The sequence below is a fragment of the Streptomyces bikiniensis genome (assembly GCF_000716625.1).
Classification (GTDB): Bacteria; Actinomycetota; Actinomycetes; order Streptomycetales; family Streptomycetaceae; genus Streptomyces; species Streptomyces bikiniensis.
On record NZ_JNXJ01000006.1, the window covers coordinates 1 to 12,737 of the forward strand.

Below are 12,737 nucleotides of genomic sequence, written 5' to 3' on the forward strand. Positions count from 1 at the left end.
GGAGACGGTTCTCTTGGTCGAAAACCCATCTACCAGGGGTTTCGTCATGCTGTCAGGTCAACCGGCAAGCTCGCAAAGCAGGTTGAGAAACCCTCAATGGTCTTCCGGGCCTCAGGGGAACGGCGGACCACCGTCCCCCCGCAGCGCGTCCAGCTCCGCGCGCAGGGCGGCGTTCTCCTCCTCCAGGTGCGCGATGCGCCCGCGGACCGGCGCCAGGGCGTCGGAGAGCTCGTCCTGGCTGAACCGGGGGGTGATGTGGTTGGGGCAGTTCCAGGCGAAGGCCTCGACCCGGACGGTGACGAGCTGTTCGACCGTTCCTTCGGTACGCGTCGGCTCCAGGCGCTCGGCGAGCGCGGGGTCCGCGCCGACCGGCACGACGGTGGCGCGGCCGAAGAGCTTGAGGCGGGTCCGGCGGGCGTGGTCGATGAAGAAGAGCGCGACCCGGTCGTCGCCGCGGACGTTGCCGGTGGTGATGTACTGCCGGTTGCCCCGGACGTCCAGGTAGGCGAGGGTGTGCGCGTCCAGGACGTGGACGAACCCCGGCGGGCCGCCCCGGAACTGGATGTACGGCCAGCCGCTCTCGCTCACGCTGGAGAACAGGAAGCCGTCGAGGCCCCGGATGAAGTCGGCCGCGTCGCCGGTGAGCGGTTCGGGCCCCGCGTCCGGCTCCCGCAGGCGGCGCCCGGCCGCCGCGGCACTGCCCATCTCCTCCTGCGCCTTGCGTACGGACGGGGTGTACGCGATGTGGTCGTAGCGGCTCACGCGGCGCTCCCCGGGATCAGGTCGATGTGGTCGTAGCGGCTCACGCGGCACTCCCCGGGATCAGGTCGATGTGGTCGTAGCGGCTCACGCGGCACTCCCCGGGATCAGGTCGATGTGGTCGAAGCGGCTCACGCGGCGCTCTCCAGGGACAGGTCGACCAGCCCGGCGCGGGCGGCGAGGACACCGGCCTGGAAGCGGCTGCCGGCCGACAGCTCCTGCATGATCGCGGCCACGTGGCGGCGCAGGGTCCGCTCGGACATGCCGACCCGGCGCGCGATGGCCTCGTCCTTGGCGCCGGAGGCGAGCAGGTCGAGCAGGGTCGCCTTCAGGTCCCCCATCGTCCCGGCGTACCCGGACGCCCCGGAGTCGAAGTCGAAGGCGGACTCCCAGACCCGGGCGTGCAGCCCGGCGAGGAAGGAGGCGACCGCGCCGTCGTAGACGACGGCGATGGCGTCGCCCTCGCCGGCCGGGATGAAGGCCGTCTTCCGGTCGAAGACCAGGAAGCGGTCGCGCACCTCCTTGGTGGTGCGCACCCGCCCGCCGACGGGCAGGAGTTCGCCGAGGTGGGCGCGGGTGCCGGAGTCGCCGCGGGCGGTGTGGGGGTAGAGGATGCGGCCCTGCGCGCCGCGCCGCAGCGCGTCGAGGACGAGGGGGCGGGCGAGGCGCAGTTCGGGGGTCTCGCGGGCCACGCAGGGCTGCATGACCAGGACCTCGGTGGTGCAGGCCTGGGCGGCTTCGAGGAGGCGCAGTTCGATCTCCTCGCGGTCGCCGGTGATCACCACCGACTCGGCGCGGGTCCTGGACTGCTTCTCGAAGGCCGCCACGAAGGAGCTGAGCTGCCCCTTGAACCCGGCGAGGCGGCGGCGCCCGTCGAGGATCTCCCGCTCCAGGGGGACGAGGAGCTCCATCTGGGCGGCCTCCGGGCTGACCGCGACCAGCCGGCCCGTGCCGCCCCCGGCCGGCTTGACCAGGCGCAGTTCGCGCAGCACCCGGACCGCCTGCTCGGCCCGCCGGTGCGGGACGCCCAGCTCCTCGGCGGTCCCGTACGGGCAGAAGTCGGCACGTCCGACGACGCGCTCGTAGAACGTGACCACGAACTCGTCCACTTCGGCGGCCCGGCGGGCTTCCTGGCGTGGGATCTGTGTCGCGGTTTCCATCGTCACCTCGTTCTGATCGCACGGATGTTGTCGACAGGGGGGAAGGACGGGGAGAACGGGAAGAACGGGAGGCCGTCTGCTGGGACGGCCCCCGGAGACGCTTCGGGCAGCGGTTCTGCGGTGCGGCCACCGTATGGCCCCGGACTGGGCGGGCCCCTACAGGCGGACCAGAGGACCGGAAGCCTCCGGAGGACGGCTCGCGCCCCGGCGCACCGGTGTCGACCTGTGGTTCCGGCGGCGGACGGTGGTATGCCGGTGGCAACCGGCAGAACCGGGGCAACTGCCGGAGCACTTGTCCTTCCGCCCGTTCAACTCCCCGCAACAAAAGGGCGTTCGACCGCCGGGCCACCCTCCTTGCGCCGGTTTCCCACAGGGCGGGACGAGGACGCACGAAGCTCCCCACAGCCGCGCAACCACGCAGGTACTCAGGCACTCAGGCACTCAGGCACTCAGGCACTCAGGCACTCAGGCACTCAACGACCCGGATACTCGGCGGCCCGGCCGGAGAGGGAATGCTCGCAGGCCGGGCACGGGGCACCGTCCTCCCGCCGGGCGGCACCGCCCTCCCGGTGCGCGGCACCGTCCTCCCGCCGGGCGGCGCCGATGCGGCGCAGGGCGAGGTCCTGCCCCTCGGTCCAGTCGGCCCGCCGCGCGAGTTCGAGGGCGCTGCCGAACAGTTCCAGGGCCTGCGCGTCGTCGGCCAGGGCCCGGTGGCATTCGGCGCGCCGCAGCTGGGCGGCGGCCTGGGCGCGCGGTTCGTCGTCGGCGACGGCGGCGAACAGGCCGGCGGTCGCGACCTTGAGGCAGTCGCCCGTGTACAGCCCGGTCGAGAGGTAGGGGTGCAGGCTCTCGGCGAGCCGCCAGGCGACGGAGGTGAAGCCGGTCCCGGCGGCCTGGAGGACGGCACCGGCCAGGTTCTCCCGCTCTCCGTCCAGCCACTCCGAGGCCTCGCCGTGGTCGGAGAAGACGAGCGCGGCCGAAGGGGCGGGCGTCCCGGCGGCCGGAGCCGTCTCCGCCGGGTGGAGCAGCCGGGCCGCCGCGTCGGCGTGGTAGAGGTACCAGTCGAAGAGCCGCTGCCGGGCGGCGTGCGCCTCCTCGCGGCCGGCCAGCTCGCGGGCGTAGGTGCGCAGCAGGTCGTGGAGCCCGAACCGGCCGCCCGCCCGTTCCCGTACCAGGTGGGCGTCGGTCAGGACGGCGAGGAGTCCGGCGGCCTCGGCCGAGGTGGTGTCCGCGAGGGCCGCGGCACCGTCCACGGTGAGGTCGGGCCCCGGCATCAGGCCGAGCAGCCGGAACATCCGCCGGCCGGCGGCGGGGAGCGCGCGGTACGAGAGGTCGAAGGCGGCCCGTACGGTCGAGCGCCGGTCGCCTTCCACGCGCAGCCGGCTGAGCACGTCGTCGCCGGATAAGGCGGCGCAGTGGTCGGCGATGCGGGCGTCCCGGGCCAGCAGGTTGGCCCCGGCGATCCGGATGGCGAGGGGCAGGCCGCCGCAGACCCGCACGAGCCTGCGGGCGGCCTCCTCCTCGGCCGCGACCCGGCTCTCGCCGACGGTGGCGGCGAGCAGCCGGCGGCCCTCGTCGGGGTCGAGGACGTCGAGGACGAGCTGGCGGGCGCCGTCGCTGGCGACGAGGCCGGCGAGCCGGCTGCGGCTGGTGATGACCACGGCGCAGCCCCGGGCGCCGGGGATGAGGGGTCTGACCTGCTCGGCGTCGCGCGCGTTGTCGAGGACGATGAGCATCTGCCGGTCGGCGAGCAGCGTGCGGTACAGGGCGGCGGCCTCGTCCTCGTCGGCGGGCAGCCGGCCGGGCGGGGCGCCCAGGGCGCGGAGGAACTGCGCGAGGACGTCGCCGGGGCGCAGGGTCGGGAGCGGGGAGTGGCCGCGCAGGTCGACGAAGAGCTGCCCGTCCTCGAAGTGCTCGCGCCGGGCGTGCGCCCAGTGCTTGGCGAGGGCGGTCTTGCCGACGCCGGGCGCGCCGACCACCGCGACCACGTGGGCGCGGGCCGCCGGGTCGGGCGAGACGAGGGCGTCGAGCTCCCGCATCTGCCGCCGCCGCCCGACGTAGGAGCCGGCGGTGGCGGGCAGCTGGGCCGGGAACGGCCCGGCGGAAGGGGCACGTCGGGGTGGCGCGGGGTGGTCGGGGCGGCGCGCGGAGGGGAGTTGCTGGCGCAGCACCCGCAGGTGGGCGTCGCGGACCTCCGCGCTGGGCGCGATGCCCAGCTCCTCGTCGAGCCGGTCGCGCAGCCGGTTGAACACGTTGAGCGCGGCGGCCTGTTCGCCGCAGCTGGCGAGGGCGAGGATCAGCCGGGCGTGCAGGCCTTCGTGCAGCGGCTCGGCGTTCACCAGGTCCCACAGCACCGGGACGGCCTCCTCGGGCCGGCGCAGCAGCAGCGCGGTGTCGGCGTGGAGGAGCACGGCCTTGACGCGCCGCTCGTTGGCGACCACCGCGGCGGGGTGCTGGCGCAGGACGGGGTCGGCGTCCGCGAGCACGGGGCCGCGCCACCACCGCAGGGCCTGCGTCAGCGACGCGTACGCGGAGACGGGGTCGGGGGCGCGGAGCAACCGCTCCGCGTGGTCGAGGAGTTCGTCGAAGTGGCCGAGGTCGGTCTGGTGGCGAGGGGCTTCGAGGAGGTAGCCGACGGGGGTCCGGACGACGCCGGGCGACGGACCGTCCTGTTCGAGGAGCCGCCGCACCTGGCTGACGTAGGTGTGCACGAGGCTCTGGTGGGAACTGGGCGGCCCGGACGGCCAGAGGACGTCGGTGATCTCCCGCTGGGTGGCGGGCTCGGGGTGCTTGAGCGCGAGCAGTCCGAGCAGACGGCGCAGCATCGGACTGGTGAGGGGAACGGGGGCGCGGCCGCGCTGGAGGGAGAGGGGGCCGAGGATGAGCAGCCGGGGCCGTCCGGCACCGCGCGGCGACGGCGCGGCGCGGTCGGCGGCCAGCAGCTCCGCCAGCTCGCCGCCGCTCAGCTCCAGCGCCTCGGCGAGCCGCCGGAGGGTCCGCGCCTGGGGCCGCCGGACCCGCCCGCGTTCGATGTCGCGCAGCGCCCTGGTGCTGATTCCGGCCCGCGAGGCGGCCGTCTCCTGACTCAGCCCGGCCCGCCTGCGGAACGCCCGGAGCCGCGCGCCGAAAGACCCCGGCCCGTCGTCCGGATCACCCCCGGGAACCCCCGTGGCCGACGCCCGCTCCGACATGGCATCCCCCTCATCGATGACCGCGTCCTGTCGATCATGACCGGCGGCGGCCTGGCGGGCCGTGCACGGCCGACTCTGCAGAGGCTTCGTCAATGATCAGTTTGGACTAGACCAATGCCACGGGCAAGGGCGCGCCGCACAGGACGGCGAAGCGGCACGGACATGCGGAGCCGCCCCGAGCCGGACCGGGAATTCGACCGCCCCCGCCGCAGTGCCGACTTCCACGGACACGCGCCCCGGCACCCCTGCGCGACAAGCACGACGCCCCGACCCCGCCCCGAACACCCCGAAAACCACGAAACCCCAGGTCGGATTGGTTCCGACCTGGGGTTCCAAGCGAGCCGCCTTCGGGATTCGAACCCGAGACCTACGCATTACGAGGGCCCGCAAGATCATCCCGGCCGGTGCCGGACGATGCCACGGAATCCCGTTTCCCCAGATCAGAGGCGTCCGACCGTGATCACCATGACGCCGGGTCCACCCTAGTGCCACCCAGTCCGCTCACGGAGCGCTCACGCGCAGGACGGTCGAAGGCGGCGTACGGAGTGAGGCGATAGCTGTTCGTCGACCAGGACACCAGTAGCGCCGCCTCACCCCCGAGAAAATCAAAGCGTCATCTGCCCAGCACCTGCCGCAGCCTTCTTGATACGAGCCTTAGTGGGCGCGAGCTCAGGCAAGTACTTGGAGAGGCGCAGCGTTATCTGGCTACGCAGGCGGTCGACCGAACCTCCAGCCTCCAGAGCTGCTTCCGGCGCGACGTCGAGCGTGTAGTGGCTCAGCGTGGCTGCATCGGTGCCAATCACGCGCCAGAGGGCAAGAGAATTAGGCGTGTCCGTTGCCGACTCTTCCACATCGAACACATAGATCCATGCCGGAGGATTCTCGACAGGCTCATTACCTTCCTGTACGAGCCGCCACGTTCCGTCGCCGTATTCGACCAGATCGGGACGCCCCAGATGTCTCTGCCAGCTATCCCACACAGCCCGGGGGATAGCGAGAATACAACCCGCGGAAGTACCGTGAGCACCAATTTGAAACTTGAACATCATCTGATAGAAGGTCCGCTTAAAGGCGTTGGCAATGTTCGGCCCCTCAACCTTTTCGCAAAGCCACTGCGGATGCGAGGCGATCGCCTTTCCGAACTCGCCAGCATGCATATGACTGGCATTCCGGAGGTTCGCTACGGCCTTTTGATATGTGCCATGAAAATCCATGGTCTGGATTTCGAATACCCCGTAACGCCCCACCGCGAGCGCACCTGAGCCGTCCGAAAGAAGCTCGATCATGGTGGCATCGAACGAGAACTCCGGAGAGCGATCAGTCGGACTAATAGAAATCTCCCCGCCTAGCTTATTCTGAAAGTAGACGATAGTGGGCTTACCATCAGCAACCCTCTTTCGCACTTCCTCTGTGGCGGCCTTATCTTCGAGTACGGGGACTGCAACGATACTAACGTCATCGCCCTGAGCGTGACCGAACAGGCGGTGAGCAGCATCGTTCAACATGTCGCGATCCAGGGCCCTGAAGGGGCAGGCCAGCCAGTCTTGTCGACTGCCGTTACTGGTGCTGCTGATGGTGCAAACCCCTGCAGAGTTAGCGCGCTTGACGCACTTCGTCTGTTTCCCGGTGACTTCCGTCAGGAAGGGACAGCGCTCGGCTGCCTGATCCTGGAGACTCGCGGGTGTTTCAGCAACCACCGGGTAAACCCGGTGCCCGAACCATTCGGCGATGAAGTTCCCTGGTTCCTTCTTCACCTTCGTACCGCCCCCGGACAAATTAGGTCCCCATCTCCTTTAGATCATCACCCAGATCGAAGGACAGCTGTCCCGCCGCTTCGCTGGCATTCTTCGTAGCCGCCTCATGAAAAGGCTTGTGGAGTTCAAAACCGATTGCATTACGCCCATTAGACGCCGCCACAGAAAGGGACCGCCCCGTTCCACAGAAGGGGTCGAGAACAGTCCCACCCGGAGGGCAGGAACTCAGGATGCGCGGCGTGATCAAATCGATAGGGAAGGTAGCCGAGTGGCCATCGGAGCCCGACCGGACGTGCGTCTTAACCACGTCATGCGCCCCGTCTTCGACTTCCTGATAGTCGTAGTAGGAGATCTCCGTCTCATCTCCATCAACAGGCTCGATCTCTTCGAAGTCGTAATAGACGACGTCCCGAGCTCCCCGCTCGACCTGATCGATGTCGTAGAAATACTTCGCCCGCCCTTCCTTGGGGCGCTTCACGAAGTGGAAGAAATGCTCATGCGAGAGTCGGAGGCGATCTTTCTCGGGGCGCGGAGGAACGTTAGGCTTATGCCAAATAAGATCGTTGCGAAGGATCCATCGAAGGTCCTGCATAGCAATGGCGAAACGGCTCGGGATAAGCAGCAGTTGCTTTTCTTGCCGGAACCCGCCCATTGGAGTTCGGCGCCGCGACCTTGGGTTGTCACCCAGCCCTTGCCGACCGTCATGACGAATGCTCGACCAACGCGCGAAGTAGGTATCTCCGATATTGATCCACATGCTTCCGCCGGGCTTAAGGGCTGGGGCAGCACGCTGCAGGATCTCCACAAGGTGGCTGATGTACCACTCAGGCAGGGGCTCCAGCCCAAGTACACCGCCGTGATCCCGGTACCACTCATAGGGCGGGACGTCGGTCTGGACCCGGTCTGAGTCCTCGGCAAGCCACTGCTTGAGGATGTCCTCGTTGTGGTCTTGCCCGTAACTACGGAGGCCCCAGTAGGGCGGGGAAGTGATCAGCAAGTCGATCGACTCAGGCTCCAGGGACGCCATGAGGTCGTAGGCATCGCCGCAGTAGACCTGGACCCGATCACCGCCGGCGACGGTCTCATCCTGCGCTTGCATCTCGGGCCTCGTGCTCTGCGTCGTGTCTACCTGTCGAACCACATGGGCAGCCTAAAGGGTCGGGCTGTCAGTAGCGAAGTACGTGGCCTTTTACCCAGGTGGGGCTTCTGGTACTAACCGCATCATCACCCGGAGTTACGACAGTCGGACGTCCCTCACACCTCCCCGGCTCAGCAGATCGGACCCCAGGATCTACTGGCTGTAGCAGCGGCCCTAGCCGACCGAGCGCAGAGTTAGCGGTCGAAGGCGTGCAGGGGAAACTGCCTGGGCAGAGACCCCGCATGAGTGACCTCATCGAGGAGTGGGCGGCTGCGGTCGCGGAGACGGAACTCGGCAAAACGCTTCCACGGCGGTGGACACATACACGGGGAGTAGCCGAACGCGCGATCGAGGTAAGCCAGGTGATCAGGCAAGACGGTAGCCTCCTCGTCGCTGCCGCCACGCTGCATGACGTCGGGTACGCGCCGCGCCTGGCCACGACCGGGTTCCATCCGCTAGACGGCGCCCGGTTCCTCCGCGATGAGCACGGGGCTGACGAGCGGCTGACGCGGCTGGTGGCGAACCACTCGTTCGCGCTCCTGGAGGCCGAGGAGCGGGGGCTGCGGGAGGAGCTCGCGAGCGAGTTTCCGTTGCTGGAGGAGCCGCTGCTGGTGGACGCGCTCGTGTACTGCGACATGACGACCACGCCCGACGGCGGCCGGACCACCGCCGAGGAGCGGGTCGCGGAGATCCTTGGCCGCTACGGGGAAGACAGCGTGGTCGGGCGGTTCATCCGTCGGGCGGCGCCGGAGATCTTCGCCGCCGTGGGGCGGGTGGAGGCGGCGCTGGCGGCTCAGCCGAGGTAGGGGTAGGTGCCGGCGAGGTAGTCGCCGATCTGCTGGCGCATGCTTGCGTGGATGTCGTACTGGTCGAGGTCGGCCGGCTGGACGAAGCGGACGCCGTCGGCCTCGTCGTTGATCGTGGGCTCGCCGCCGACGGGGCGGCCGATGTAGGTGTTCTCGTACTGCTGGCGGATCTCGCCGTCGGTGTACGCCACGATGTGGTTCGGGTTGGTGTAGACGCCGAGAAAGCCGGTGATCTCGGCGACGATCCCCGTCTCCTCCAGGCACTCGCGCACCGCGCACTCGGCGGCGGTCTCGCCGATGTCCTGGGCGCCTCCGGGCAGCGCCCACTGGCCGGTGTCACGGCGGCGCTGGAGCAGGATGGCGCCGCTGCCGTCGACGACCAGCAGGTTGCTGGCGGGGATGAGGGTGTTGGCCTTGGGGGCGTCCGGGTCGTTGTAGTACTCAGTCCTGCCCATGTGCGGCGGTCCCCTCCTGGTCGGGTGTCCAGGGCCGTGCGCCGGCCCAGACGGCGTCGAAGCTCTGAGCGTAGTTGTCGAACCAGCCGCCTTCGGTGCCCTGTCTGAGGTGGAGCAGCGGGTTGGCGCTTGCGGGGCGTCCCCACACGTGTGGGTTGACCAGCAAGTTCTCGTCGTAGAGGAAGAGCGAGGTGTACAGGGTGGTGTCGTGCAGTCGTACCTCGCACCCCGGCTTCCCCAGGAGAGGACGGTAGTAGGTCAGCGAGGCGCGGATCTTCGCCGCGAGCGTGTCGCCGATGCCTTCCTCCCGGCCCCGGACAGCGACCGCCCCGCCGGTGGGGTCGCCGAAGCACAGACGTACGCGGACGCCGGCCTGCGCGCGCTCGGCGAGCATCCGGGCCACATCGGGGTTGGACTGGGCGAAGAAGGTGCCCGAGAAGACGAGAACGCTGATCTCCTTCTGCGCTCCTCGAAGCAGCGAGATCCACATCTCCCGGGGCACGCTCGCCCGGTTCGCGTAGGTGCCGACGAGTTCACCGTCGGAAGTCGGCGCTGTCCGCGTCGTTCGGGACTGCTGCGGGGGCCAGAGGAAGGACTCCTCGACGCGCAGGTGCTGGGCCGCGGCGAATCGATGGCGCCGGTGGGGAACGCGCCCGCCGAGCCAGCGACCTACGGTCTTGGGATCCACTTCGCAGATCTCGGCGAGCGACTCGATCGAGACGCCCCGCTGGGCGAGTACGGAATGCAGTCGCTCGTTCACGCTGGTCATGCAAGCGCGGGCTGGGGAGGCGGGGCAAGGACGTATTGGGACGTCTTCACCGGGCCGCTCTCGGCCGTCTCCTTACGCTGGCGCCATGCAGCTCATTGTTCTGTGGGACATCGACCACACGCTCATCGAGAACGCCGGGGTGAGCAAGGAGATCTACGCGAGCGCGTTCTCCCTCCTCGCGGGGCGGGATCCGGACGGGCCGGCGCGGACGGAGGGCCGTACGGATCGTCTGATCATGCGGGAGCTGCTTGTCCGGCACGGTGTCCCCGTGCCGGACTGGACCGTCGTGGAAGCGGCTCTCGCCAAGGCCGGGGAAGGGCGCGAGGAGGATCTGCGCCGTCGTGGGAGCGCCCTGCCTGGGGTGCGTGAGGCACTCGCGGCAGCGGCTGGTCGGCATGGCTGGATCTCGTCCGTTCTGACGGGGAACATCGCGGCCAACGCCGTGGTGAAGCTTTCCGCCTTCGGGCTGGACACGCTTCTCGACCTGTCCGTGGGCGCGTACGGCGCCGACGCGGATCTGCGACCGGACCTCGTGGAAGTGGCTCGTGAGCGGGCCCGCCGGCTCCGAGGCGTTGGAGCGGACGTCCCGGTGGTGCTCGTCGGTGACACGCCTCGGGACGTCGAAGCCGCGCTCACGACCGGTTCGCAGATCATCGCGGTCGCGTCCGGCATCCACAGCGAAGAAGAGTTGCGAGCGGCGGGAGCCTCCGTGGTCCTGAGGGACCTGTCCGAGACCTCTCGGGTGCTGGATCTGCTGGAGCGCGCCGCGCAACGGTGAAACGTCCCAGGACGTCCTGCCTGGCGTCCGCAGACGCGGTGACGGTGTCCCCCTCTCCTTCCCCATCATCTGTCTGAGTACGGATCGCAAGTCAGCGATCGCCCGAAGGAGCGGTCGCTGGCCTCACAAGGGGAGAAGGGGGCCATGAAGCGCGAGTACGAAGTCCGGTTCCTGGATGTCGACGCCGCCGACATCCGCACCAGGCTCGGCCGGGTGGGAGCCGTCCAAAGGATCCCCTGGGCGCTGCGTACGTGCTGGATCTTCGAGGGGGAGGTTCTGGACCCCGGTCTCTGTCTCCGCCTCTGCGGCCAGGGCACCCGCGTCAGCCTCGCGCTGGGTTCGTCCTGCGCCTCCTCGGCGCTCCAGGGCAGCACGGCCGTCGAGACCGTGGTGTCCGACCGCGCGGCCGCGGTGGAGATCCTTCGCAAGCTGGGCCTGCGCGAGACCCGCTACCAGGAGCACTTCCGCGAGGAGTGGCGGCTGGGGGAAGCGGCGTTCTCGATCGAGGCGTGGCCCGACCTCCCCGGGCTCGTCGCGGTCGCCGGCCCCGATGAGGCGTCCGTCCGGCAGGCGGCGGCTTTGATCGGGTTCGACTTTGGCGATGCCCAAGCCGGGAGCGTCGAGCAGATCTACCTGAACGCGACCAGGCGCAACGTGCTTGCCGAACCCACCCTCCTCTTCGCCGATACCGCCCATGCCTGTGCGACGTGACCTGGCACGAGGGGCAACACCCGAACTCACCACTGGCCGGCCGACCCCCATCGGGCGATGGTCTCGGCCACTTGGCCGATAAGCCTTCAATCGCTCAACTGCCTTGCGCGGAACGGGGTTACGCCGCCGGTAACCTCGGGCGGGCGAGGCGCTGAGCGCCCGCCATCTGGCCTGCCTGAAAGCTGAAAGGGAATCGATGGCCCAGGATCTGGAAAACACCGTGGAGCGCACGCTCGTCCTTCTCAAGCCCGACGCTCTGGTCCGCGGTTTCGGCGGGAAGATCATCAGCCGGTTCGAGGACGCCGCGCTGAAGATCGTCGGCGTGAAGATGAAGCAGATGGACGCCGAGTTCACCCGGCGCCACTACTTCGATCTGGAGGAGCGGCTCGGCCCGGAGGTCTACAACCTCACCGCGACCTTCATGCAGCAGGGCCCCGTCATCGCGCTCGTCCTGGAGGGCTTCGACGCGGTCGCGACCGTACGGAAGATCGTCGGCAGCACGTACCCGAACGAGGCCCCCGCCGGCACCATCCGGGGCGACTTCTCGCACTACAGCCGTGGCGCCAGCGCCGCCTCCGGGAAGGCGGTGGCGAACCTCGTGCACGCCTCCGGCAACAAGGAGGAGGCCGACCAGGAGGTGGCGCTCTGGTTCGACAAGGACGAGCTCCACGACTACCGCACCCTCGCGGAGATCTTCACGTACTGACCCGCACCGAGGTCACCTCTCGGAAGCCGACGCGTTGAACACCACCCAGCACCAACGTAGGAGAGAAGACCCATGACCAACCCGACCCGCGTCGCCTCCGCAGCCGAGCTGGAGAGCGTCTTCCAGCAGGAGCTGGCCACCGACCGCTGGGCCGCGGCGGAGACCGCCTTCGCCCTCGCCATCCAGAGCCGCGACGCCGGCGACTGGGACAAGTCCCACGAGTGGGCGAGGCAGTGCCTGACCCTGCTCGCCGGCTTCCCCAGCGACACCGAGGGCGACGTCGCCACCAAGAGGGTGTCCGTCGGTGGCGTCCTCCTGCCGAACTACCTGCACGAGGGCGTCCTGCGCGACCGCTTCGGCGACTTCGACTGACGTACGACCCCGGCGGCGGTGCGGCACCCGACGACGGACCGCACCCCGCCGGCCGCTGATCAACCACACATCACGTCCAGCCGAGCCAGCCCCCATGTGCGGGACGGCTCGGGCGGACCACCCATGCCTCATTCCGGA

General features: G+C 69.3%; 12 protein-coding genes. 5 read left to right on the plus strand and 7 right to left on the minus strand.

The features are described 5' to 3' along the window. Window positions 1–111: 111 nt before the first annotated feature. From OO47_RS05290 to OO47_RS05305, 5 genes are all read right to left on the minus strand, one after another. The gene (locus tag OO47_RS05290) at window positions 112–762 is read right to left on the minus strand and encodes a pyridoxamine 5'-phosphate oxidase family protein (protein WP_030205885.1); all 651 of its coding nucleotides are present in this window, start codon (window positions 760–762) and stop codon (window positions 112–114) included. Between the two features lie 128 nt (window positions 763–890). Then, window positions 891–1,919, minus strand: a complete 1,029-nt coding sequence (locus OO47_RS05295) for a helix-turn-helix domain-containing protein (protein WP_030205887.1) — start codon at window positions 1,917–1,919, stop codon at window positions 891–893. A gap of 473 nt (window positions 1,920–2,392) precedes the next feature. Next, a complete protein-coding gene (locus OO47_RS05300) occupies window positions 2,393–5,110 on the minus strand; it encodes a BTAD domain-containing putative transcriptional regulator (protein WP_078489484.1) in 2,718 nt (905 codons plus the stop codon). Window positions 5,111–5,715: 605 nt separating this feature from the next. Then, a complete protein-coding gene (locus tag OO47_RS34690) occupies window positions 5,716–6,864 on the minus strand; it encodes a PDDEXK family nuclease (protein ID WP_158708629.1) in 1,149 nt (382 codons plus the stop codon). Window positions 6,865–6,886: 22 nt separating this feature from the next. Then, window positions 6,887–8,005 carry a DNA-methyltransferase gene (locus tag OO47_RS05305; RefSeq protein WP_234323084.1) on the minus strand — a complete coding sequence of 373 codons (1,119 nt, stop codon included), beginning with the start codon at window positions 8,003–8,005 and terminating at the stop codon, window positions 6,887–6,889. 239 nt (window positions 8,006–8,244) lie between these two features. Here OO47_RS05305 and OO47_RS05310 point away from each other — a divergent pair, with 239 nt between their 5' ends. Then, a complete protein-coding gene (locus tag OO47_RS05310) occupies window positions 8,245–8,808 on the plus strand; it encodes an HD domain-containing protein (protein WP_030205898.1) in 564 nt (187 codons plus the stop codon). Here OO47_RS05310 and OO47_RS05315 read toward each other — a convergent pair. Together OO47_RS05315 and OO47_RS05320 are read right to left on the minus strand one after the other, a co-directional pair. Continuing rightward, on the minus strand, window positions 8,796–9,263 hold the full coding sequence (locus tag OO47_RS05315; RefSeq protein WP_033208153.1) for an NUDIX hydrolase: 468 nt from the start codon (window positions 9,261–9,263) through the stop codon (window positions 8,796–8,798). The genes OO47_RS05310 and OO47_RS05315 overlap by 13 nt on opposite strands. Continuing rightward, the gene (locus tag OO47_RS05320; protein ID WP_030205904.1) at window positions 9,250–10,023 is read right to left on the minus strand and encodes a helix-turn-helix domain-containing protein; all 774 of its coding nucleotides are present in this window, start codon (window positions 10,021–10,023) and stop codon (window positions 9,250–9,252) included. Before OO47_RS05320 ends, OO47_RS05315 begins: the two co-directional genes overlap by 14 nt. Before the next feature lie 94 nt (window positions 10,024–10,117). On the opposite strand from OO47_RS05320, the gene OO47_RS05325 reads away from it, so the two are divergent. The 4 genes from OO47_RS05325 (at window position 10,118) to OO47_RS05340 (ending at window position 12,599) form a co-directional block, all read left to right on the plus strand. Next, entirely contained in the window at window positions 10,118–10,810 is a 693-nt protein-coding gene (locus OO47_RS05325) for an HAD family hydrolase (protein ID WP_030205905.1), read from the plus strand. Window positions 10,811–10,954: 144 nt separating this feature from the next. Then, window positions 10,955–11,521, plus strand: a complete 567-nt coding sequence (locus OO47_RS05330) for a CYTH domain-containing protein (RefSeq protein WP_030205906.1) — start codon at window positions 10,955–10,957, stop codon at window positions 11,519–11,521. A 196-nt stretch (window positions 11,522–11,717) separates the two neighbouring features. Beyond that, a complete protein-coding gene (locus tag OO47_RS05335) occupies window positions 11,718–12,227 on the plus strand; it encodes a nucleoside-diphosphate kinase (RefSeq protein WP_030205911.1) in 510 nt (169 codons plus the stop codon). A gap of 72 nt (window positions 12,228–12,299) precedes the next feature. Further along, a complete protein-coding gene (locus tag OO47_RS05340) occupies window positions 12,300–12,599 on the plus strand; it encodes a hypothetical protein (protein ID WP_030205913.1) in 300 nt (99 codons plus the stop codon). Window positions 12,600–12,737 lie beyond the last annotated feature (138 nt).